Genomic DNA, 24,575 nt, shown 5'->3' on the forward strand with positions numbered 1-24,575 from the left:
TATTTAACCTATATGCACATTTCCTAATTGTTGTCTTACATTGAGTTTATCATAGATGATATTGAAAATAATCAGGTATCAGAAAAGTGAGGGTTAACATTGGCAAATCAAAAGAATTTTCATTATTTATGGCTTAGCTTTCTTGTCTCGTCTGTTGGTGATTGGTTATATCGTCTTGCCCTGCCCATTATTATTTTACAAAGAACAGAATCGCCGTATCATGCAGCGACTATCTTTGGAATTACTTTTATACCTTGGATATTATTGTCATTAATTGGTGGGAGTTTGGCAGATAACTACCCCAAAAAACAAATTTTGATATTAGGCAATACTTTCGCTATCTTTGCTAGCTTATTTTTAATTATAGTACTCAGCGTTACGCCACTTAATTTTTATTTATTATATGCTGCAGTGTTTGTTTTGGCATCTGTTGACCCTTTAATTCATCCCAGTTTTCAAAGTATTATTCCAGAAATTACTGTGTCAGAACATTTTGTAAAAACTAATGCAACGGTTCAGACGATTGATAACACATTATCCATCATGGGACCATTAGCTGGCGGGACAATAGTGATGTTGATTGGTGGTATTAATGCGTTATGGATTGATATGTTTTCTTTCATGTTAGCAGTTTTGATTTTGTGTTGCTTGCCACAACAAAAAAACACCCCACGTAGTCAACATATCATGCGAAAATTATGGCTTGATATGATTGAGGGGGCCAGATACAGTTACCATCACCGTGTTATTTTGAGTGGTGCGATGATGTTTTTAATGACTAACTTAGCTTTGAATATGTTTGAAGCAAATTTTATTTTTTATATGACTAAGGTATTGAAATATCCATTAGTTGATGCAACGCTGGCGATGGCAATTGGTGGCGTTGGATCACTTATGGCCAGTATCTTCGCTGGGCCTGTTGTTACGCGTTATAAGGCAGGTATGTTATTGTCGTCAAGTACAATATTGGCTGGTTTGAGCACGTTATTATTGCTGATGAATACAAATTATCTTTATATTGGCGTCATTTTAGGGTTAATGAGCTTTTTTGGAACGATCAATGTCATAACATACTTTACTTTGCGACAACGGACTGTGCCAAAAGAGATATTGGGTCGGGTAATTTCGGTCACACGTATGATTTCTTACGCTTCGATTCCAGTAGGTTCCTGGTTTGGTGGTTTGTTATTAAGCTGGAGGAACTCAATGTTTATAGTTATTATGCTGGCTGGGATCATTCGGACATTAGCAGGAATTTTGGCTCGTTTGTCGCCTTTGGGGAAAGAAAATTAAATGTAAAGTGAAATGACTCGGGATCCGTCTGGTTTGTCACCTTTTCTTTTTTCTGCTTGTCTTTTGATATGGTGTGCTAATTGTTGTTCTAAATCAGACGCCTTTTTGTTGTAACCTAAGGAATGATATATTGTTATTGCTGTACGAGCGCGCTGTTTGCCTTTTTCAACGTGTCCCGATTCAATGTCATACCAGCCTTTATTAAACATTAATGTGATTTTTTCAGTCACATCTATATGATCTATCAAATAGGTGTCCGCCATGTCTAATAATTGATGAGCAGCTGAAAGATCCTCGTATACAAGTGTGGAAAAAGCTGTCCAAATGACACGCATTAAGTGGGTTTGAATGTTTAACAATGAATTTTCGTATGAACGGACACGTTTGATGGCCACTTTTGTTAATAAATATAAAATATCAACTGGTAGCATAAATGAGAATAAGATGAATAGCTGCAGTTCATAAATGCCCCAAATGTCGACACTAAGTAAATAATTTTGTATAGGTTTAGCTTGTGCCGATAGCTGACTATCAGGCCATTGTTTAACGTCGTGAGTTAGTAATAATGCTAAGCCATCCGCTAATATCACCAAAAATTGAGAGGTCTGATTGTCCAAATCATTGTTTCGATCTTTTTCGATGATGTCACGAAAATACGCTAATGACTGTAACGTTAGGGGTTGATCATTGATAAGATGAATGCGGCGCGTCAAATAAGTGTCTTGATTTTCTTGAAGTAGAAATTCAAATTCAGCTTGGCTGACATGCATTTTTTCTAATAGTTTAAAAAAGCGTGAAACGGACATATTCGTTTCATGTTTTTCAAATTTGCCTATGAATGAAGCAGAAGCATTCTGGTCAGCCAATGCTGTGAGAGTCAATTTTTTTGATGTTCGTAGTTGATGAAAAGTTTCTTCAATTGTCATTTTGTATTTATGCTTATTTGTCATATATGCCGATTATTGAGAGTTATTCAATTATATCACTTAAACTAGGGAGATATAAGAAAATAGAGGAGCTCAATCATGTTACTATTACGAAGGAATAAGCTATTACGTCGTCTCACACTGTCCCAATTTATCGAATTACTTGGGGCAGCATTTTTTAATATCGCATTACTTGTTTACGCATCACAAACAAGTAATCCTAAACTGGCAACCACTGTTGTTGTCATCGCTAATACTTTACCGACTATTTTACAAATTGGGTTAGGATATATTGCTGATAAAACACATGACAAGTTGCGGTTAATGATTTTAACGCGCATTATTCAAGCCATATTGTATAGTATTTTAACGATCTTATTTGGGTTAACAACCAATGATTGGTTGCTGTTTTCGTTTATCATTTTTATTAATGTCGCCAGCGATTTACTAAGTGGCCTGACGTCATTGGCGGCGCTGCCCATTATAAAACATATTGTACCGTCACAAGATTTACTCGCTGCGCGTTCGTTGCAAGTTTCCGTCATGTCTTTGGTTAATGTGATTGGTCAGGTCATTGGTGTCACCTTGTTAACCTTTTTAGATAATAATTTTTTGTACTTTTCGTTATTTAATGCGTTATTATTTTTAATAAGTGGTATCGTTTTAATTGTTTCTCGCCTTCAGTTTAATCAAAAACTGAAGGTTACCAGCCACCAAAACGCGACTTCTACGTTGCCAGAAGCGCGCTTTTGGGTATCTATGCAGATCAATAGACGCATTATTCAAAGTAATAAAAAATTGTTGCACATTTTATTTTTATTTACCTTACTGAACTTATTAGTAGGCTCTATTGATGGGCTCATCAGCTTAACATTATTAAAATATCCTAGCATTTATATCAAAAATTATGGTTTTTCATTATCAATTGTTAACACGATGTTAGCAATTGGACTTGTTTCAGGATCTTTTTTCACTAATGATTTTTTAAAAAGAATCAAATTGAATATGTTGATCATCATTTTACTACTATTTTTAACATTACTTAGCTTAAACCTTGTTTTATCTCCAAGTATTTATGTGATCGTCATGAGTTTTTTTGGTATTGGTTATACACTTGGTAAAATTAGTCCACGTGTCAGCACATATGTCATGACCAGTGTTACGGAAAAACAATTAGGACAAATTGCCGGATTTATGAATACATTGGTAACACTTAGTGTGCCTCTTGGACAACTTATTTTCCTAACAATTGCCAATTCGGTGTCGCTCAATAGCGCATGGATAAGTATGGTTGTACCTTCAATGTTATTAATCCTTTATACGCTGTCGTATAAAGCGGCATAAAATATGTTCACGATAGCATTGTTGTGCGTCGTAAATGATTAGCAGCCTAATGCTAACTGTAGCAAGAAAGAGTTCGAACTATTGCTTCAAATAATTGAACTATTTTTCCAAATTGCGGCCGTATGGTATTGATTTTGGAATATTTCTAACTCATGAATAATATCAACACCAAAATTCTTTAAAGTTTCTTTTTGATCATTTAAATAGTGTCTTGCACTGTTTATACATTAAAAAATTAAACTATTTAAATGAGTATATCATTGATAATTAAACCAAAATATTTAATTTGTGTTTAAAATTTTAATTTTTTTAGCTTTTAAATATGGCTTTACAATATTTCTCACATATATTTCAATATCATTGACAGAATAACTATCTTCTTTTATTTTAAATGGAATAATAATAGCACTTGTCGTGTATTTATTTAATTCGTGATACAAGGTATTTTCTGTCATTTTTGTTATTTCATTCACTATTTTTAACATAGTTCCCCTTAAAGGATATGCGTTAAATAAGTCGCCCATTTTATTTGAATTTTCTCGAAAGCTAGTTCGGGCGACCACAGTGACGATAAATTCATCACAAACATCATGTAATCCAATCCATATATAGTTATATTTATTTTTTTTAGACAATAACCGATTAAATTTTTTCAGTTCATTAACACTAAATTTTGTTAATTTTTTAAACTCAATAGCATCCATTTCTTCAGTAATGGATTTTCCACATTTAGGCTGCAATTCCTTTATAAATATGGTTCCAAAATCTGCATTTTTTTGGTCATCTATTTCTTTAACTATATAATTTTTAAGCTCATTTTTATTATAGTTTGTCATTATAATCCTAACTTAAATCTGCGAATTTGTTTAATAATCATTGTAGTGGCCTGTTCTACTTAATTATTTTTGTTGTATTTCATGTAATAGTTTGTATAATGCCTGTGTATAAAATCATTCCCAAAATTCCGCTGGCTATTTGATATAACAGCGTATTGTTTTTTGCTGTTGATTTTTTGGAATGTCGTCTAATCCTTTGATCCCTAATGTTTCTATTTCTGTGGCATTTAGTAGCCTATGTTTCAAAAAATTATAAATCATGCTTTTTCTCTTTCTATTATTAATTAAATTATAAGTACTCATCAATATATAAAATTAAAGTTAAAATCAGGATTTTGATTTTTTATTCTTGATAAGTTTTGCTTGTTCGATTGAGCCTTTAATATACGTGTGTTTAACGGTGAATTATTTTTACCAGTACCTTGTTTAATAACTTCTTGAATTGGATTTAATATTTCACAGCTAACATAGATGAATTTTATTGTGCTACATATTTAGTAAGGTCAATCAGTAATTTAATTTTTTTTCAACAATCAAGATCGGTGGTACTGACAAAATAATCATAACAACTATTAACCAAACAAAATCGCCAGATAAAATTATGCCATTGGTCGATAATGAACGAATTATCGCTACAGCATGAGTTAGAGGTGAAAACCATGTTACTTTCTGTAACCAAGGTGCTAAACTGTCTGTAGGGAAAAAAGTATTCGAAAACATATACATAGGTTGGATTAGGAGCATACCATAATAATTCAAATAGTCTCTTGTAGGTGCTAGAAGGGCAAATGTTAATCCCAAAAATCCAAATAATATGCCAAGAATAACTAGCACAAATGGGATTAAAAGAGCTAGCCAACTGTGTACTGTTCCAAGAAAAGTTGCGATAATGAGAAACAATGTCCCAAAGAAAGAAGCCCTAATGCCTGACCAAAATGCCTGACCGACAATAATATCAGGTAAACTAATTGGCCCAGTGCTCATTTCATAATATGTTTTATCCATTCTCATCATAATGTACGCATTAACTGTACTTTCAGCATTTGCGGCGTTCATAGCAGTTGCAGCCACCAATCCTAGTGTTACAAAGGTGAGATAGGGCATACCATTTACCGTACCAACAAAATGTCCAAGACCAATACCCATGGCCGCTAAATACAATAATGGATCAAATAAATTTGGGAATATAGAAATTCTGAGCATTTTTGTGAAACTCATATAGTTACGTTGCATTACATGCCAAATGGCCTTAAGACTTAGTTTGTTCAATGTTTTTTGCCTCCTCATCAAATTTAGTGAGCTTGAGGTAAGCTTTTTCTAAATTTTCATAGCCTAGATCATTTGCTAGCGTTTTAACAGATCCATTGGCTATTATTGTACCGTGATCAATTATTAATACATTATCAGCCAATGTTTCAATTTCATCAACGTAATGTGAAGTCAGTAAAATTGAGACACCCTGTAATTTAAGTTCATTCAATTTTGACCAGAAAACATGACGAGATTGAATGTCGAGGCCTGTTGTTGGTTCATCCAAAATTATTAGCTTAGGATTGTTTACTAGTGATCTAGCTAAAACTAACCGTCTTCGCATGCCGCCAGATAAACTATAAACTTGTTTGTCCCAATAATTATCTAGTCCAACAAAATGAAGTAACTCGATACCTCTTTTGCGTGCTATTTTAAATGATATATCGAATAAAATAGCGTGCGCAATCATATTATCCAAAACCGTCAAGGTGGTGTCTAGTAGATCTTCTTGCATAACCACACCAATTTCCCACTTAGATCGGCGTGGGTCTTGTGCAACATTAATACCATTTATTGATATTTGGCCTGTAGTTATTGGTGTAGTAGCATAAATCATTTTAAGTGTGGTGGATTTTCCAGCGCCATTTGGTCCTAATATAGCAAGCGTTTTACCTCGTTCAAGTTCAAAAGATATACCTTTTACTGCTGTAAAATTATGATATTTTTTTGTTAACTGCTTTACTTCTAGAATATTATTAGTCATTTAATTCTCCACATATCTTACATTGATCATACCTTTTTAATTCCATATAGTCCTGCTCGTTTGTCAAAAAATTAATGTTAAAGCGTTTATTAAACGTTAATAAACTTGAAGTACCTTGAAATAAATACCGCATAATCTCATTAGCAAGGTAGTAACCTTGAAATAAGCAGGAAGGACCCAGTGCACCGTTGGGACTGCGATAATAATTTAGATTTGTATTCCCTTCTTGAGTTTGAATGACTTTTAATTCTTCTTCATATTCGGGTACACTTTCAAGATCCTGTAAGTATTGGCAGTAGTAACAAGCTGTGCTTCCCGGGATTACAGAATACACTTTGCCATGTTTTTTATTAACAATTGCAGAAAAAATTGGAACTTTGTATTTAATGGCAGCTTCATTAACCCAAAAATCAATAAATCCTGTCGGATAATCAGCCACATTAACAATAAAATCTGGATTGGATTGTTTTATAAGATTCTCTATATCACTGACTGAGTTTATTTCTTGGTTGTTTACTATAAATTCAACATTCGGGTTAAATTTTTCTGCAAAAGTTTTGGCCTCATCTGACTTTAATTTACCAAAATCATGAGTGGAGTATACATTTTTCTCTCCTACTTTATATTCGTCAGAGCGATGTGCCGGCTGTTCATCGGTGAATAAAGTATATACTATAAATATTTCTATTTTCATCGAAATATGGAATAATTAGAGCAAACGGAAAAGAGAAGAATAGATGTCGAAAAAATTGCCAAATATTACTATGATCGCTAGTGCTCTGACAAATGTCACAAAATTAACTATTTTAGATAGTTTGATGGACGCTAGGGGGCACACATTACTTGAATTAGCTAAGTCAGCAAACGTTACACCTCAAACCGCCAGTTACCACTTGAAAAAATTTATTGAACTAAACTGGGTTAGAGCAGAAAAGTCAGGCCGATTTCATTATTTCTTTTTAGAAGATGAACAAGTTGCTAAATTGATTGAAGTATTTAGTCCGGTGTCTTTTGAAGAACCAACGGTATATATGAAGCAGGCCATTGAAACTGATCATATACGGCATTTTCGTAGTTGTTATGATCATATGGCTGGATATGTTGGACAAGAAATTACCTCATCATTAATAACTCACAATTTTTTATTTGAAAATGAGCATAAATTAGAGGTGACAGAGTCTGGAAAAATGTTTTTTGAACATCAATTGAGTATCGATATTGGTCAATTGCAGAAACAAAAAAGACAGTTTATTACTTCCTGCCTTGATTGGAGCGAACGTAAACATCATTTAGGTGGTGCTTTAGGGCATTCGCTGTATCTTTTTTTTCAGGATCAGCATTTCATTTTACCAGATAAAAATTTTAAAAGAGCATTATCTTTAACTCCCAATGGCACTACATTTTTAAAAGAAACCTTTGGTATATTTTTAAAATAAAATTATTAATCAAATAAGTCCTTACATGATGACTAAATATTTTTAATCATAATACAGCTATTAGCTTGTTTTATAGATAGAAATTATACGATTTAATTTAAAATAAAACCTTTTATTAATTTGAATTTATTTTTTGAAATCTTTTTTTGATTCCAATTTGAAAAATCTATATCCAACCAATCATTTAAATCACTTCACTTTGAAACAGTGATTCTATACTGAAATTTCGAATTGTTTTCTTTCTAGGGTGTAATTCGAGATAAAACATGAAATTCTACAGTTTTAAGGATTGTATGATATTAAAGTCAAAGTTCGCCGCACAAAAAAATGTGTATTTATCAGCAATTTGATAAATACACATTTTTTATAATCAGGACTTTAACACAGAAATCATAAAGTCCATAAAATCGCGGACAAAGCGTTTAGCGTTGACGCTAACAGCAACATTTGTGGTTGTTGGTTCCAGTAATCGTTGGCGGTCACCAATTGTGCGGCCATAATCATGTGTATCTTTGTCATAAGTCACACGCATATTCAATGGAATCGTGACGACATAGCTGGGATCAATAGCCACAGCAACAGCCAATGGGTCATGTAAGGCGGCACCGCGATGATCGATATCTAATTGATCATATGCTTCAATATAGAAATCCATTAAATCTGCATATGCAATACCCGATTTTGTACCTAGGGCACGCCATTTTTGTGTATCTTTTTTTGTTAATAGGGTACGTAGCGTGACATCTAAACCGACCATCGTTAAATTTTCTTGTGTGGTGAAGACTTTGTCTGCTGCTTGAGGATCTTGGTTAATGTTGGCCTCGGTAAAAGGTGTCACGTTGCCAGGAACTGTCAGTGCACCACCCATTAATGTTGTGTTACCAATTAAGTGGGCAATTTCCGGGTCGATTTCTAACGCTTTGGCCATATTGGTGAGCGGACCAGTTGGGACATACACTAATTCATCTTGATATTGGTGTGCCATATCAATTAAAAATTGCACACCGCTAGTGGTTTCAATTTGACGCGTTGCAACGTCTAATGATAGATTGCCAACACCGTTATCTCCGTGAATGGCTTTAGATATTGGCATCACATCAAAATGATCAGTTGTAGATGAATGTGATGCCCCTAAGTAAACAGGAACATCAGTCGCACCAAGCAACTGTAGTAAGTTGAGTGTGTTTTGAGCGGCAGTATCGACAAGGGTATTACCATATGAGGCAATGACACCAATGAGGTCAACCCGGGGATCACATATTGCTAATGCTAACGCTAGTGCGTCGTCAACCCCAGTGTCTAAATCTAGAATCATTTTTGTGGTTGCCATGTTTAAACTGCTCCTTCACAATATTGGTTCATGTTTGGAATTTGTGCCATAAACCATTTTTCAAATGCTTGTGTATCAATATTAATGGCCACTTTCGCATTCACTTTACCTTGGGACCAGCGATTTTGCGTATCTGCAATCGTTGCGCCAGTAGCTGGTCCATCAGTGATGATATCAACCCAATATTCTTTGGTGGTATAAAATTCTGGATGGATCAGATAGCATATAGTGTTCACATCGTGCATGGGCTTGCCCCCGGGTTCGCTGTCCCCATAAGCTGTCATTAATTTATGAAGCATATTACCAGCTTCACCGAGATCAGCAACGGCATCAATTGTTTCTAAAGATAACAAAGCTTTTAATGTCACATCAAGACCAATCATGACAAGTGGGACACCACTTTTAAAAACAATACTAGCAGCATCGGGGTCTGTAAAAACGTTAAATTCTGCGACTGATGAGACATTGCCACCAGACAAAGATCCACCCATCAAAACAAAGCTTTTGATTTTGCTAAGTAATTCGGGATGCTTTTGAATCAATAAAGCAATATTAGTATAAGAACCAGTAGCAACGATTGTCATTGGTTCAGGTGCGTCTGATAACACTTTTGCCATAGCCTCAATTGCATCAGTCGTGAGTGGTTTGGTCGTAATTTCTGGGAATTCATAACCAGGCATACCTGATGCCCCATGAATGTATGACGCATCAACAAATGCCTTTTTCAACGGTGCGGCAGCACCACGTGCTACGGGAATTTGTGTTTGTTTAAAAAATGTTGTGAGTTTTAAAAGATTGGTAGTTGTTTTATCAACAGAAACATTGCCAGCAACACTTGTTAAAAGTTTGATATCAATTGCTGAATGAGTCAATGCAATTGATAGTGCAACAGCGTCATCAATGCCTGGATCCATATCTAAAATAATCGGTGTCATTTTCATACCCCTCTCAATAGTTGTTATTGTTTACCACACGAATAAACCAGCGGTTGCTGCTGATAGCAGTGATACTAAGATACCAGACAACAACATATAAGGTACACGTGAACTAATAAAGTCATTTTTTTCTTTATCGACCAAGCCCTTGAAAGCGCCAATGATCATACCAATTGTACCAAAGTTAGCAAAACTAGTTAAGAAGACAGTGAGCACAATACGGGCATGTTCATTTGCAAATAAGCCTTTACCAGCCATAATTGATTTTGATACTTCACCCATGACAACGAATTCATTAGTCACTAATTTTGTGCCCATGAATTGTGCTAATTTAAAGGCATCATCAATATTGAAACCAAGCAACCAAGCAAATGGGAACATGATCACACCAAATATATTTTCAAGTGTTAACCAGTGTAATCCGGTGAGGCTAAAGAGCTGATTGATAAGAGCAGCTAAAGAGACGAAGGCAATAACTGTTGCTGTGATAATTAAAATCAACTTACCAGCACCTAGAATTGAATCACCTAAGAATGAGAAAAATGGTTCTTTTTTAGTGCCTTTTTCGTTAATATTAACAATCACATCATCTGCCGGTGCCACTTTGTTAGGATTTAAAATAGAAGTAATAATGATTGCACCTAAAATGTTGAGTGGAATAGCCGTCAAAACATACTTACCGGGAACCATTTGGGTATATGAACCGATGATTGCTGACGTGACGCAGCTCATTGACATCATGGCTAGGGTAAAGTTTCGGCTTGCAGACATATGATTAAGTTGTGATTTAGATACAGCTAATACTTCAGTATTACCAAGAAACATCATTTCAATGGAGAAAAATGCTTCGAATTTTGGTTGACCAGTAATAAAGGCAAGACCTTTACCAATCCACTTAATTAACCAAGGTAAGACACCAATATATGTTAGAATATCGAATAATGGGACAACCAGTAGGATGGGCAATAAGGCAGAAGTAACAAAGTTTGGACCACCATTATTGGATGTTAACCATTCTGGTAGGGCAAAGGCAATACCCTGAGAAGCCACAGATACTAACCAATTGAAGCCATCAGCTGCGCCTTGTACGGCAAGTTGTCCAGCCTTGAACTGAGTAAAGAACCAAGCTAAGGCTAATTCAATGACTAAGACAATACCAACAGACCGCCATTGAATATTTTTCTTGTCTCTTGAGAACAGCGCCGCAATGGCGATGAACACAAAAATACCAAGTATATTAGCAAATAAAAACATAATTTCTTCCTCTCTGTAACTAGCAGATTTAATTAGTAAAACGTTTAACCAAAGACAGTGTAACATATTTTTTCTAAAATTGAAAGCGTTTACAAACATTTTTTAAGGTACAATAGATATATTAAAGTATACCACTATGACAAGGACTCGACTTCATGCGTAAAACTTCAATTAAAGATGTTGCAAAAAAAGCGGACGTCTCTATCGCTGCGGTTTCCCAAATTTTGAATAATAAAGGGCAGCGATTTTCAGATCATACAATCGAAAAGGTATTGAAGGCGCGGGATGAATTAGGGTATGTCCCAAACAGTGCTGCGCGCAATCTTAAGGGTGGACATAACCGGCTCATTGGCATCATTGTGCCATCTTTTCGGATGCCATTTTTTGCTGATATCATTCAGAGCATGCAAGACAATGCACCTGATACTGTGAATCTTGTCTTTTTAGGATCAACTGATGAGAATCTCCAAAGTGCGATTTATTCACTAGTTGCACGAGGTGTTCAAGCCCTGATTTTTGGTAAACCCATTCCAAATCGTGCTGAAGTGAACGATTTTTTGAAAAAACGACATATTCCTTATCTTGTACTAGACCAAAATGCCGATATTAATGCTCAGGATATGGTACAAACAAATGAATTCACGGGAGGGAGCCTAGTCGCTAGTCATTTACTATCTTTGGGTCATCGTAAAATTGCGTTGATACTACCTAACAATTTAACGGACAATATGAGACAACGACGCGCTGGCTTTTTAGATACGCTTTCAACGGCTAATCTCACACCTACTACAATTATAACGTCAACTTTGTCCAAACATGGTGGGTTAGCTGCAGTGCATCAGTTAATCCAAAGTCGGGCGACGGCAACGTTTGTATTAAATGACGAGATGGCGATTGGTGTGCTGCGGGGGTTAGCTTACCAAAATGTGACGGTACCAGCTGACATTTCCGTTGTTGGTTACGATGACACAGATTATGCAGAATTTATGGTACCAACTTTAACAACAGTAGCGCAGCCCGTGTTAGACATTGGTCGTTCTGCTTTGAATATGATATTAAGGCGGCTTGATCACCCTAACTTGCCCTTTCAAACTGCCTTTTTTGATGTTAAGCTTGTCGTTCGAGAGTCAACTGGACCAGTTAAACGCTAAAAACAGTTTTCCAACAGGAAACTGTTTTTTCTTGACTTTTTTTTAATTAGGACGTAAAATTAACTCAACTCTTATTAGTAAAACGTTTAACCAAAAAACATATGACTAAGGAGTTGTTAACATGAAAAATAAAGTTGTCGTGATTGGTAGTCTTAATATGGACACAATCCAAATGATTGATCGGCTACCACAACGTGGTGAGACGCTTGCTGTTAGAAATCAGGCAAGTACTTTTGGTGGTAAAGGCGCTAATCAGGCGGTGGCCGCTGCGCGTCAAGGTGCAGACGTCACGTTTATTGGTGCTGTTGGTAATGACGACCGTGGCCGTGCATTTAAACAATTGTTGGTCGACGAGGGCATCAAAACAGATTACATTTTCACTAAAAATCAACCAACCGGTTCTGCAACCATTATGTTGGAAGATGATGGGCACAATACGATTATGGTATTTGGTGGTGCCAACATGTCATTGAGTGCAGATGATATTTCACAAGCGCGTGCAGCAATTGTTGCGGCAGACGTTGTTGTGGCACAACTAGAAGTACCTATGGCAGCTGTAGCAAAGGGATTTGAAATTGCACGTGAGGCTGGTGTGTTAACCATTTTGAATCCAGCGCCGGTAACATCACATTTGACTGATGAAATCATGTTAACGACTGATTTATTAATCCCAAACGAAACTGAAGCGGCAGCGTTAGCTGATGTTCAATCAACAACAGATAGCCAAGCTCTAGAGCAGTTAACACTAAAATTACGACGCTTGGGCATGGCACATACAATTGTTACCCTTGGCGGGGATGGTGTGTACTATCATGTTAATGACCAGAGCGGTCAGGTACCAATTTTTAAAGTAGATGCGGTAGATACGACAGCTGCAGGTGATACATTTATTGGTACAGTGGCAGCGAATATCACGAAAGAAATGACTGATTTGCCAACAATTATTAAACGTAGTTGCTTTGCGAGTTCATTAACTGTTAGCCGTCGCGGTGCACTTGTCTCTATTCCAACGAAGGCAGAAGTAGATGCGGGTCTGCAACAATACAGCATGGTGAAGTGAGGTAGATTCGTTATGAACATGAAGAACGCTCAAAAAAAACAAGCAGCAGAAGCAACATTAAAATATATTGACTCTGATATGATTGTCGGATTAGGAACAGGGTCTACAGTGGCTTATTTTCTAGAGGCTTTGGCGCAATCGGATCGTCGTGTAATCGGTGTAACAACTTCTAAGATTACGAGTCAACGCTGTGCTGAACTCAATATACCAATTGTTGACATTGATGAAGTTGATCATATTGATGTGACTGTTGATGGTGCTGATGAAGTGGATACTTATCTGAATGGTATTAAAGGTGGCGGTGCCGCGCTACTCATGGAAAAAATTGTTGCTAAAAACTCACGGGAAAATATTTGGATTGTCGACAGTAGTAAAGTACATGATACCTTAGGCTCATTTCCGCTACCTGTTGAAGTGATCCCTTATGGTAGTGGACAATTGATACGTCAATTCGCTGATAAAGGTTTGTTTCCAAAACTACGGCGACAAGCAGACAATAATCAACCTGTTGTCACTGATGCGGGTCATTATATTATTGATTGCCATATGCAAACGATTAATAATCCCTATGCGCTAGCTGAATATTTGGAAAGTCAAGTTGGTGTTGTTGAACATGGCCTATTTTTAGCGATTTGCGATCGTGTTATTATTGGCGGTGAGACGCTTCAAATACAAAGTCGTCAACAAAATCAGATGATTTGAGAAGATAAATAGGCAGTGGCAAATGGATAGTATTATTAGTATCTATTCATGTGAAAAATATTAAAATTATTTTTTTGTTGACAACTAAAAATGATAGATATATAATAAAATAATTATAAACGTTGAAAAGATAAGTAAAATTTTATGTGTAATTTAAGAGAGCTAATATGTGGTGAAAGTTAGCATTACAATGAATTTGAAAATGGTCTTGGAGTGAATAGTAGTATGAGCTGTCTAGTAAATGCTACTCGGGTGCGCCCGTTACCGCGTTAGGGTATCTCTTTAGATGTACCTGTCAAGTATGAGGTAGTGATACTTTATAGAATTTGGGTGGTAACGCGACTTTTTCGTCCCATATTTCTTGTGTTTTGTACAAGAAATATGGGACTTTTTTTGTTTTCTGATGTTTAAATATTTGTTAAATAAGTGAGTGGGTAAATTGCTATGAAAAAAAATAAAAAAGTGACACTAGCCGTAATTGCTATCCTGATTATAGTAGCTGCGGTTGGATTGTTATCAAATAAATCTTCAAATTCGCCAACGACTAGCACGAAAAAAACGATTAGGTTAGGTAGCTCTCCAGGCCCCTACAGTGAATTATTTATTAAGGGGATCAAACCAATTCTCGAAAGACAAGGTTATCATGTTGTCAATAAATCGTTTAGCAATTTATTAAATGCAGATATTGCTTTGAGTGATAATCAAATTGATCTGAATGTTGATCAACATACTGCCTATCTTAAGAATTTTAATCAGGAAAAAAACGCACATTTAGTTGCATTGACTAAGATACCAACGGTTCCTACAGGCATTTATCCAGCAAATAAAAAATCACTAAACGCAATTAGTTCTGGTGACCACATTGCCATTCCAAACGACCCGGCTAACGCAGCTCGTGCCTATAATCTGCTTGTCAAAGCTGGATGGATCACACTTAAGACAGGAACTGTAGCAATTCAGGCAACAACCAAAGACATTGCGACTAATAAATATAATTTAAAAATAACAGAATTAGACTCATCAACCATTCCACGTACAGTTAAAGATTTTGATTACATTGTTTTACCTGGATCCGTGGCATATAACGCAAAAGTTTCAACACGAAAAATATTATTGGCTGAAAATATTCGTAGCGATTACCAGCTTGTTGCTGCGACTAATAAAGACAATGCCAATAAACAATGGACGCTTGACGTTAAGAAAGCCTATCAGTCGAAATCGTTCCAAAAGTATTTAGCAGCACATAATAAAGATAATTATTGGGTGGTCTCTGAAAACAAGTAAATGATTATTTCATAATCAGTAAGAAGGAAGATTCATTCACGATTGATATTTTAGGAGAATATGATATGACGTTAATAGATTGGGACCACACGATGATTAATGTATCAGATTTGTCGGAAAGCATGAATTCTTTTGCCGACGCAGGTATTGTTTTTAAGTTAGGGGGGCGGCATGAAAATTGGGGAACGGCTAATGCACTGGGATATTTTGGTATTAATTATATTGAACTGATTAGTATTTTTGATCAACAAAAAGCGAGTTTAATTCATCGCCAAAGCGCTGCAGCTGTTTATGATACGCTACAGGACTTCAATCAAGGGAGACAACGATTCAATACAATCGCAATTAGAACCAATGATTTGGAAAATATTAAGAAACGTATCGAAGCAGCTGGTGTGGACGTGGGTCCAATTTTAGAAGGCAAGCGACGTAATGAACAAAATAAATTGATAACGTGGCGTATCTTTTTTATTAATGACAATATTGATGGGTTACCTTATCCATTTTTTATTGATTGGCAAACGTCAGATAAAGAAAGAGAACAGCAATTAGTCGAACAAAAATTAATACAAAACCATCCCCTTGGTCCTTTAAAGGTCACCAAAGCGGTCTTTGAGGTAAGTAATCCGTTAAAGGTTTCACAAAAATGGGCTGATTTAGTTGACAATGCCGTCACGGAACGGCAAGGCAAGTTTGTTGTGCCGATTGGAGAAAGAACCTTAGAATTTGTAACAGGTTCTGCAAATCACCTCACGACACTTCATTTTACCGGAGCACAGCATCAGCGAACAATCAAGTTAGGGGAAGCACAACTGATTTTTGAGTGAACGCTGAGTATAAAAATAGTTGCTAATGGGTTACGTATACTAATGTTATTATTGCAAGAATTTGAGAAACAAGAGGGGGATAGTGAACCATGACAGGATTATCAAAAAGTGAATTAGAACAGCAATTAATTGGCTATCGGCACGATTTCCATCAGTATCCTGAGCTCGCTGACAATGAGGTGCGAACAACAGCTAAAATTACAGCAATTTTGCAAGATTGGGGTATAAAGATTTTGCCTACTCATTTGAAAACAGGTGTTTTTGCGGAAATTGGCATACAGTCAGGTCCAGTAGTAGGCTTACGAGCAGATATTGATGCCTTACCTATTCAGGAAAATTCTGGTGTGGCATTTAGTTCTAAAATACCTGGTGTGATGCATGCATGTGGCCATGATACGCATATAGCAGCGCTGTTAGGTGCAGCCTATTTATTAAAACAACAAGAAAAACAATTAGCAGGTAAGGTGAAACTGATTTTCCAATTGTCTGAAGAAGATAAGGAAGGTGCGTTGCAAGTGATTCAAGACGGACAATTGCAAGACGTAGATGCTATTTTGGGGTTTCATAATACACCACATCATGCGACAGGTGAAGTTGGCATTCGAGCGGGCATTGTGAATGGCGCAATTGACAAATTTAAAGTGACTTTACGCGGTTTAGGGACGCATGCTTCTAAACCGGAAAGAGGGCATGATCCAATTGTTGCCTTAGGAGCTGAAATCAGTGCCTTACAATCAATAGTTAGTCGTAACCTGAATGCTTTTGAGGCAGGTGTGCTGAGCATTACCCATGTTAATGCAGGGAACACATGGAATATTTTACCTGAGGAGGCTTTTTTTGAAGGCACAGTGCGAACTGCTAGTGCATCATCTAGAGAAATTATAAAAAAACGTTTTCTTGATGTTGTCAACTACACTGCAAAAGCGCATCAAGTAACTGCGGATATAGATTGGTATGCGGGTGATCCATCTGTTAATAATCATACTGAGTTAGTTGATATTGTAAAAGATGAGACGAGTAAATTTGCGTCTGTCTATGAGCAAGAACCTGCTTTAGGCAGTGATGATTTTGCCTGTTATCAAATAACAGTGCCCGGCGTGTATGTCAACATTGGCAATGGAGAGAATATTGATCTACACAATGATCATTTTAAATCGGATGACGGTGTGATTTTTGTAGGTAGTCAATTTTTTGAAAAAAATGCGATTCGTTTATTGCAAGATTTGAAGCATCATGCGATAAATTTGGCATTGTAAACATAAAATTTCTGGAGGTTCAAAATGGTTGATTTCAACACAGAGTTAATACATGGTGCGGTGGTTAATGATAATCATACAGGTGCTATTAATCCGCCGATATATAATTCATCAACATTTGCATTCGATGATGCGACAACACCAATAAAATGGGACTATGCAAGGTCGGGTAATCCCACGCGGGAAGCGTTGGAAGAATTGATTAAAACGTTAGAAGGTGGTTACAGAGGGTTTGGGTTTGCTTCAGGACTTTCTGCAATACATGGTGTTTTATCTATCTTTCAGCCTGGGGATCATTTAGTGGTTGGAGATACGGTTTACGGTGGTACTTTTTCACAACTCAATGATTATTTTAAACGTTGGGGGCTAGAAATAACTGCAGTGAATACGCAAGATTTAGCTGCTGTTAAAAATGCCATAAAGTCAAATACGAAAGCTATTTATTTTGAAACTTTTTCCAATCCTTTATTACGTGTGACGGATGTTGCAGCAATTAGTCGTATTGCCAAGGCGCATCACATTTTAGAAATAGTTGACAATACGTTGTTAACACCATATCTACAAAAGCCTTTGCAACTCGGCGCGGACATCGTGATTCATTCTGCTACCAAATATTTAGGTGGTCATTCAGATGTGATTGCTGGGTTAGTCGTTGTTAATAGTGAGTCATTGGCCGATAAAATTTACTTTTCTCAAAATCGATTGGGCGGTACGTTGTCTCCAGAAACGTCAAACTTAGTGCGTCGTGGTATCCAAACATTATCGGTTCGTTTGGATCGACAAATTGATAATACAAATCGTGTGATTGCCTATCTTAAATCAAATGACTTAGTGGCAAAAATTAATTATCCTAGCGTCAATCCGCAATCAGATGATTTTGAAATTGCTTCGCGTACGACAAAAGGCTTCGGTGCAGTATTATCATTTGAAATTACAGCCGGTTATGATGCCATTAAGTTTGTTAATAGCTTGAAGTTATTTAAAATCGCAGTGAGTTTAGGTGCAGTTGAGAGCCTTGTTGAATTACCTGCGACGATGACGCATTTTGAAATACCCAGGGATGAGCGATTGAAAATCGGGATTAAAGATGAGTTAATCCGCATTGCCATTGGTTTAGAGTCGGCAGATGATCTAATTAATGATTTAAAACAAGCATTTGCTCAAATACAGAAATAAAGGAATTTATCATGAAAAAGAATTGGATATATGGGTTAATCGTTGCTGTTATTGTTGTCATTGGTGGTGGCTACATCGTACATCATAATCGTGTCGTAAAAGCCGACAATAGTGGCAAAACATCGCTTGTCAAAAAAGGGACATTGACGATTGGCTTGGAGGGCACGTATGCGCCATTTTCATATCGTCAAGACGGGAAGCTTAAAGGATTTGAAGTAGACCTTGCTAAAAAAGTCGCTGAAAAATCAGGCTTGAAAGCCAAATTCGTACCGACAGCTTGGGATGGGCTGATTGCTGGTATCGGTGCTAACAAATTCGATGTTGTGTTTAACGATGTTGCGATTACACCGGAGCGTCAGGCAAAATATCTGTTTGCAACACCTTATCTTTACTCAAGAGAAGTATTGGTAGTGAAGAAAGACAATAACGAATTAAAAGGCTACAAAGATGTTAAGGGACATACGTTAGCAGAAGGTGTTGGTACAAATAACGAAACTGTTGCTAAAAAGTTTGGTGCTAAAACCATTGCCTCAAGTGAGTTTACCAATACCGTCAATTTGATCAAGCAAGGACGAGCAGAAGGAGCTTTCAATGACGAAGGTGCATTTGCCACGTACATCAAAGATAATCCTGAAGACGCAAAAATTGTAAAAGCCATTAAAGTACCAACTTCGGCTAGTCCAGCAGCAAAAATTGCCCCCCTTCTGAATCAAAAGAACAAAGGACTTCAAAAGCAAGTTAACCAGGCAATAAAGCAGTTAAGTGATGATGGGACGATCAAAAAGTTATCAGTTCAATACTTTGGTTCTGATCTAACGCAAAAGTAGTCAAGGAGATGGCATCGTGTGGAAAATAATTGTTGATTCAACACCGCAAATATTGCTAGCTGGACTGCAGTATACTGTGACACTATCAATACTTTCTTTTATATTTGGTTTAATTATTGCGACGATAGTTGCGTTACTACGTCGTGAACAACCGAGACAGCAGGGGATGACCTATATTTTATGGCGTATTACCAATAGCGTGTTACGTTTTTATGTTTGGTTGTTTCGTTCGACACCGTTACTCGTACAGTTGTTTATTATATTTTATGGTCTACCTAGTGCAGGGATACAAATAGGTGCTTTTCCAGCCGCGGTCATTACGTTTAGCTTGAACGTTGGCGCATATGCTTCAGAAACTGTGCGGGCTGCTTTAGATTCCGTGCCACAGGCACAGTGGGAAGCAGCCGCAACTTTAGGGTTATCTAGAAGACAGACGATATTTGAAATTATTTTTCCTCAAGCCATACGTATTGCACTACCACCGCTATCTAATGAATTTATTGGCTTAGTGAAAGATACGTCGTTGGCGTCGACAATTACAATTGTTGAAATGTTTGCGATAACCCAGCAAATTACTGCGAAAAATTATCAACCATTATTGATGTATTCAATTGTTGCTGTTATTTATGCTTTTTTCTCAACAATTTTGGTATTTCTTCAAAAATATTTGGAAAAAAGAACCTCTCGCTATCTCAAAGCATCGGCGCTATTAGGAGAAAACAATGATTAATGTTGATCACTTAAATAAATCATATGGGAAGCATACAATTTTATCAGATGTGTCGTTAACGATTGATGACAATCAAACGACAGTTATTCTAGGCTCTTCGGGTGCAGGTAAATCAACATTATTACGCACTTTTGATTTACTTGATGTCCCTGATTCAGGAACATTGAGAATTTCATCTGATACGATTCAATTTGAAGAGGGTTATACACATGAGCAATTACAAAAAATTCGTTCACAAACGTCCATGGTATTTCAATCTTGGAACTTATTTCCACACTTAACTGTTCTGGGTAACGTGATTAAGGGGCCGATTTCAGTGTTACAAAAATCTCGGATTGAGGCAACACAAGATGCTCGAAAATTGCTGGGGCAAGTGGGTTTAGGTGATTATGAAAATTACTATCCCATACAACTATCTGGGGGTCAACAACAACGTGTAGCCATAGCTAGGGCATTAGCGATGAAACCACAATTTATATTGCTAGATGAACCAACGTCTGCATTGGATCCGGAATCAGAGGCTAATGTATTACGAGTCCTTTCTCAATTGTCTCGCCAAGGGCAGGCATTAGTGATTGTGTCACATAATATGGCATTTGCTCGTGCCATCGCTGATAAGATTATATTTTTGGAAGCGGGAAAAGTGGCATTTTCGGGTAGTCCGGATGCATTTTTTAACTCAAACAATGAGCGTATTGAAAGATTTTTAAACAAACAATCGGTTGTGCCAACGTTAGATGCGTTGTAGACACCAATGGCATGAGCATGTCGATTAAAAAAATTATTGGAGAATAGACTATGACAAACAAATTAAACGATCTTTTAACAGAATTAAAACAATTTAAATGGGTAGACTTAACGCACGAATTTGGACCAGACAGTCCACATTTTCCGGCATTTTCCGCTGCAAAATTTGAAACATTATTTACTCACGAAGATGGTTTTTTCGTTAAACAATATACATTTCCTGGTCAATATGGCACGCATATTGACCCACCAGTGCACTTTGAGAAAAATCAAGATGTGTATGATTCCGATATCGAATTAAAAGATTTATTTTTACCATTGGTTGTCATTGATCAATCACATCAAGTTGCTCAAAATGCTGATTATATTTTAACGGTTGCAGATATTCAACAATGGGAGTCAGAACACGGTACGATTCCGCCCGATGCTTTTGTTGCCTTACGAACAGATTGGTCGAAGCGTTGGCCATCACAAGAAGCCTTTGAAAATCAAGATGATCATGGTCAAAATCATTATCCGGGTTGGTCAGTGGACGCACTGAAATATATTTATGAAGAACGCCAGGCGGTGGCCAATGGTCACGAAACTTTTGATACGGATCCTGCCATTTTGCAACCTGAAACAGGTTTTGCGGGTGAATATTACGTGCTAAGTCAAGGACACTACCAAATTGAATTATTGTCTCATTTAGATAAAGTACCCGCAACAGGTGCATTAATTTCAATATCTGTACCCAAAGCAGAAAATGCGCCTGGATTTCCTGCTAGAGTGTTTGCAATAGTACCAGAGGAAGTGTGATATGTCAGAGAGTAAAGTGAAATTATCAAGATCCTTATCTACAAAAGACCTAGTCGTATATGGCATTATATTTATGATTCCAGTGGCACCTATTGCTTTTTATGGGTCATTTTTAGCGCCAGCGCACGGGATGGTGGCTTTAGCTTATTTAATCGGTATGATTGCCATGCTGTTTACGGGATTTAGCTACGCTAGTATGGCGAAAGAGTTTCCTTACGCGGGCTCTGTGTATACTTATGTTCAGAAAGGGACTAACCCGTTGTTAGGTTTTCTTTCTGGGTGGGGTATCACACTTGATTATATTTTAATACCAGTGATTACTTATTTGATTAGTGCATCTTTTGGGCAATCATTATTACCTGGTACGCCTTTTTGGGTTTGGATTATCGGTATTGCTGTCATTAACACGGTGATTAATTTACTGGGGATTAAAGTTGTTTCTAAATTTAGTTGGCTATTGTTTGGATTACAAGCGATTGTGTTAATTGCTTTTCTAATTGGGACCATTATTGCATTAAGTAAGGGAACAATTGGTTTCAATGTTAGTTCATTGTACAATGCGAATCACTTTGATTTAAAAGGTGTGGTACAAGCTACTGGTATTGTGATTGTTAGTTACTTAGGGTTTGATGCGATTAGTACGCTATCAGAAGAGGCTAACAATCCTAGAAAATCGGTTGGTAAAGCAATTGTACTATCAATCATTTTGATTGGCTCATTATTTGTTATCGTAACAATTTTTGCAGGCTTCGTAGCGCCCAATTATAGTAAACTAGACCCTGATACTGCATTTTTAGGTATTCTGGAAAAAGTCGGTGGCAATTGGCTAGTTCATTTGGCTGAATTGACTTTGGTTTTGTCATTTGGATTAGCTGGGGGTCAAGAAGGACAGACAGCAATATCAAGAATTTTGTATGCTATGGGCCGTGACGGTGTTTTACCAAAACCATTAGCTTATTTACATCCTCGATATAATACACCTTGGATTTCAATCATACTTGTTGGTATCATATCTGCAGTACTTTCTCTATCTATTTCTTTAACAACAGTGTCTAATTTAATTAGTTTTGGTGCTTTATTTGGATTTTTATCACTTAATGTTGCTGTTATTTGGCATTTTTATGTTAAAAATCCAGATAAAAAAGGATCAACAGTTGTGAAGTATCTTGTGTCCCCATTGATAGGATTTTCTGTCAGTTTATGGATATTTTTGAGCTTGGCATCGGAGGCTAAGGTAACAGGTTTAATTTGGTTAGTTATTGGTTTTGTCATTGTTGTATACAAGACAAATATTTTTAAAAAGCCTGTACCACAGTTTGATTTTTCAGAATCATAAATAAAAATAGTACCGACCTTAATTGGTCAGTGCTATTTTTATTTATGATGACTATGTTAAGTAATAAGTGATTTAATCAATGTCATACCTTCAAAATACAACACACATGAATTTAAAAGTTGACAGTTTAAAAAATATAACGTATATTAAAGTTAATTAATCAACCAGTAGGAGTTTGTTATGACACCAAAATACCAATCAAGTCATATTAGCTGCTGCAGTACAACACGTTTTCGATGTTGTACTGCTTGTTAAGCATGGACTTTTTGGGTAAATAACAACCAAAATAGTCAGACTGCTGTCAAGGCAGGTTACTGATCGAAGGCGTGGAAATTCAGAAGAATTTTCATGCCTTTTTATTAGCCATTTTCACGAATATAAAGGAAAAAATGATGTTCATTAAAAGTATAACTGAGTTAATCGGCCAAACACCGCTCATTGATTTACAGCTTGATATTCCAAATCATAGTCGTATTTTTGCAAAGCTAGAAATGTTCAATCCCGGAGGCAGTATTAAAGACCGTTTGGGACAATTCTTAATCAATGATGGTATCGCGCGTCATGTGATTACTGCTGAAACTGTGATTATTGAGCCAACGGCAGGTAACACGGGCATTGGTTTGGCTTTGGCAGCACAGCAGCATCACTTGCGGACAATCTTAGTGGTTCCCGAAAAATTTAGTTACGAAAAACAGCAATTAATGCAGGCGTTGGGCGCTGAAATTGTCAATACACCTTCAAGTGCAGGAATTAAAGGGGCGATTGCAAAGGCTAAAGCATTAGCTGCAGAAATTGAGCATAGTTACGTGCCTATGCAGTTTGCCAACCCCGCCAACCCAGAGACTTATTATCAAACACTGGCACCTGAATTGATTCAGGATTTAAATGGTGAAAAAATCACAGCGTTTGTTGCTGGTGCAGGCAGTGGTGGCACATTTTCTGGTGTTGCCAAATATTTAAATGCTTATGATGCTACGATACAAAATATTGTTGTGGAGCCGGAAGGCTCGATTCTAAATGGTGGTCCGGCACACGGACATCGCACAGAAGGTATCGGTGTTGAATTTGTGCCACCATTTTTTGAAGATGTGCGTATTGATCGTACGATGACAATCAGTGATGAAGATGCCTTTCATCAGGTACGCGATGTCGCCGCACGATTAGGATTGTTTATTGGCAGTTCAAGTGGTGCCGCACTAGCTGCCAGTTTAAAATTGGCTAAAACGTTACCAGAAAATAGTCATATTGTGACAATTTTCCCAGATAGTAGTGAACGTTACATGAGCGATAAAATTTATGAAAAATAAGGTGAA

The 24,575-nt window shown here is 36.8% G+C and carries 24 protein-coding genes and 1 other annotated feature; of the genes, 16 read left to right on the forward strand and 8 right to left on the reverse strand.

Annotated elements, in window-relative coordinates:
• Positions 1-99 precede the first annotated feature (99 nt).
• Entirely contained in the window at positions 100-1,293 is a 1,194-nt protein-coding gene (locus LKI_RS03585) for an MFS transporter (RefSeq protein ID WP_013102793.1), read from the forward strand.
• Here LKI_RS03585 and LKI_RS10735 read toward each other — a convergent pair.
• Positions 1,290-2,219 (reverse strand): helix-turn-helix domain-containing protein, encoded by a 930-nt coding sequence (locus LKI_RS10735; RefSeq protein ID WP_013975421.1) that lies wholly within the window; start codon positions 2,217-2,219, stop codon positions 1,290-1,292. The two genes, LKI_RS03585 and LKI_RS10735, sit on opposite strands and share 4 nt — an antisense overlap.
• Positions 2,220-2,318: 99 nt before the next feature.
• Here LKI_RS10735 and LKI_RS03595 point away from each other — a divergent pair, with 99 nt between their 5' ends.
• On the forward strand, positions 2,319-3,563 hold the full coding sequence (locus LKI_RS03595) for an MFS transporter (RefSeq protein WP_013102795.1): 1,245 nt from the start codon (positions 2,319-2,321) through the stop codon (positions 3,561-3,563).
• 281 nt (positions 3,564-3,844) lie between these two features.
• Here the strand turns inward: LKI_RS03595 and LKI_RS03600 are convergent, their stop codons facing one another.
• The 4 genes from LKI_RS03600 to LKI_RS03615 form a co-directional block, all read right to left on the reverse strand.
• Entirely contained in the window at positions 3,845-4,399 is a 555-nt protein-coding gene (locus tag LKI_RS03600; protein ID WP_013102796.1) for a hypothetical protein, read from the reverse strand.
• Positions 4,400-4,906: 507 nt separating this feature from the next.
• Positions 4,907-5,668, reverse strand: coding sequence for an ABC transporter permease (locus tag LKI_RS03605; RefSeq protein WP_013102798.1), 762 nt, complete (start codon positions 5,666-5,668; stop codon positions 4,907-4,909).
• The gene (locus LKI_RS03610; RefSeq protein ID WP_013102799.1) at positions 5,649-6,413 is read right to left on the reverse strand and encodes an ABC transporter ATP-binding protein; all 765 of its coding nucleotides are present in this window, start codon (positions 6,411-6,413) and stop codon (positions 5,649-5,651) included. Before LKI_RS03610 ends, LKI_RS03605 begins: the two co-directional genes overlap by 20 nt.
• Positions 6,406-7,107, reverse strand: a complete 702-nt coding sequence (locus LKI_RS03615; protein ID WP_013102800.1) for a HesA/MoeB/ThiF family protein — start codon at positions 7,105-7,107, stop codon at positions 6,406-6,408. Before LKI_RS03615 ends, LKI_RS03610 begins: the two co-directional genes overlap by 8 nt.
• Positions 7,108-7,150: 43 nt before the next feature.
• Here LKI_RS03615 and LKI_RS03620 point away from each other — a divergent pair, with 43 nt between their 5' ends.
• Positions 7,151-7,849 carry an ArsR/SmtB family transcription factor gene (locus tag LKI_RS03620; protein ID WP_013102801.1) on the forward strand — a complete coding sequence of 233 codons (699 nt, stop codon included), beginning with the start codon at positions 7,151-7,153 and terminating at the stop codon, positions 7,847-7,849.
• Positions 7,850-8,219: 370 nt separating this feature from the next.
• On the opposite strand, the gene LKI_RS03625 is transcribed toward LKI_RS03620, so the two are convergent.
• From LKI_RS03625 to LKI_RS03635, 3 genes are read right to left on the reverse strand one after another with little or no spacing between them, the layout of a single operon-like run.
• Positions 8,220-9,179 carry a nucleoside hydrolase gene (locus LKI_RS03625; protein WP_013102802.1) on the reverse strand — a complete coding sequence of 320 codons (960 nt, stop codon included), beginning with the start codon at positions 9,177-9,179 and terminating at the stop codon, positions 8,220-8,222.
• Positions 9,180-9,181: 2 nt separating this feature from the next.
• Positions 9,182-10,114 (reverse strand): ribonucleoside hydrolase RihC, encoded by a 933-nt coding sequence (rihC, locus tag LKI_RS03630; RefSeq protein WP_013102803.1) that lies wholly within the window; start codon positions 10,112-10,114, stop codon positions 9,182-9,184.
• Positions 10,115-10,144: 30 nt separating this feature from the next.
• Entirely contained in the window at positions 10,145-11,368 is a 1,224-nt protein-coding gene (locus tag LKI_RS03635; RefSeq protein WP_013102804.1) for a NupC/NupG family nucleoside CNT transporter, read from the reverse strand.
• Between the two features lie 155 nt (positions 11,369-11,523).
• On the opposite strand from LKI_RS03635, the gene rbsR reads away from it, so the two are divergent.
• The 13 genes from rbsR to LKI_RS03700 all read left to right on the forward strand — a co-directional run bounded on the left by rbsR (position 11,524) and on the right by LKI_RS03700 (position 24,569).
• Positions 11,524-12,519, forward strand: a complete 996-nt coding sequence (gene rbsR / locus LKI_RS03640) for a ribose utilization transcriptional repressor RbsR (RefSeq protein ID WP_013102805.1) — start codon at positions 11,524-11,526, stop codon at positions 12,517-12,519.
• 121 nt (positions 12,520-12,640) lie between these two features.
• Positions 12,641-13,579, forward strand: a complete 939-nt coding sequence (gene rbsK / locus LKI_RS03645; protein ID WP_013102806.1) for a ribokinase — start codon at positions 12,641-12,643, stop codon at positions 13,577-13,579.
• A gap of 12 nt (positions 13,580-13,591) precedes the next feature.
• Positions 13,592-14,281 (forward strand): ribose-5-phosphate isomerase RpiA, encoded by a 690-nt coding sequence (rpiA, locus tag LKI_RS03650; RefSeq protein ID WP_013102807.1) that lies wholly within the window; start codon positions 13,592-13,594, stop codon positions 14,279-14,281.
• Positions 14,282-14,394: 113 nt separating this feature from the next.
• Positions 14,395-14,639, forward strand: a binding site (T-box leader).
• Positions 14,640-14,725: 86 nt separating this feature from the next.
• The gene (locus LKI_RS03655) at positions 14,726-15,565 is read left to right on the forward strand and encodes a MetQ/NlpA family ABC transporter substrate-binding protein (protein ID WP_013102808.1); all 840 of its coding nucleotides are present in this window, start codon (positions 14,726-14,728) and stop codon (positions 15,563-15,565) included.
• Between the two features lie 65 nt (positions 15,566-15,630).
• Positions 15,631-16,392, forward strand: a complete 762-nt coding sequence (locus LKI_RS03660; protein WP_013102809.1) for a VOC family protein — start codon at positions 15,631-15,633, stop codon at positions 16,390-16,392.
• A gap of 89 nt (positions 16,393-16,481) precedes the next feature.
• Positions 16,482-17,648 (forward strand): amidohydrolase, encoded by a 1,167-nt coding sequence (locus LKI_RS03665; RefSeq protein WP_013102810.1) that lies wholly within the window; start codon positions 16,482-16,484, stop codon positions 17,646-17,648.
• 24 nt (positions 17,649-17,672) lie between these two features.
• Positions 17,673-18,824, forward strand: coding sequence for a trans-sulfuration enzyme family protein (locus LKI_RS03670; RefSeq protein ID WP_013102811.1), 1,152 nt, complete (start codon positions 17,673-17,675; stop codon positions 18,822-18,824).
• A gap of 11 nt (positions 18,825-18,835) precedes the next feature.
• A complete protein-coding gene (locus LKI_RS03675; protein ID WP_013102812.1) occupies positions 18,836-19,651 on the forward strand; it encodes a transporter substrate-binding domain-containing protein in 816 nt (271 codons plus the stop codon).
• A 16-nt stretch (positions 19,652-19,667) separates the two neighbouring features.
• Positions 19,668-20,381, forward strand: coding sequence for an amino acid ABC transporter permease (locus LKI_RS03680; protein WP_013102813.1), 714 nt, complete (start codon positions 19,668-19,670; stop codon positions 20,379-20,381).
• On the forward strand, positions 20,374-21,129 hold the full coding sequence (locus LKI_RS03685) for an amino acid ABC transporter ATP-binding protein (RefSeq protein WP_013102814.1): 756 nt from the start codon (positions 20,374-20,376) through the stop codon (positions 21,127-21,129). Before LKI_RS03680 ends, LKI_RS03685 begins: the two co-directional genes overlap by 8 nt.
• A 50-nt stretch (positions 21,130-21,179) precedes the next feature.
• Entirely contained in the window at positions 21,180-21,926 is a 747-nt protein-coding gene (locus LKI_RS03690; RefSeq protein ID WP_013102815.1) for a cyclase family protein, read from the forward strand.
• 1 nt (position 21,927) lies between these two features.
• Positions 21,928-23,262 (forward strand): APC family permease, encoded by a 1,335-nt coding sequence (locus LKI_RS03695; protein WP_013102816.1) that lies wholly within the window; start codon positions 21,928-21,930, stop codon positions 23,260-23,262.
• 392 nt (positions 23,263-23,654) lie between these two features.
• Positions 23,655-24,569, forward strand: coding sequence for a PLP-dependent cysteine synthase family protein (locus LKI_RS03700; protein WP_013102817.1), 915 nt, complete (start codon positions 23,655-23,657; stop codon positions 24,567-24,569).
• Positions 24,570-24,575: the final 6 nt, after the last annotated feature.

This window comes from Leuconostoc kimchii IMSNU 11154 (assembly GCF_000092505.1).
GTDB lineage: Bacteria > Bacillota > Bacilli > Lactobacillales > Lactobacillaceae > Leuconostoc > Leuconostoc kimchii.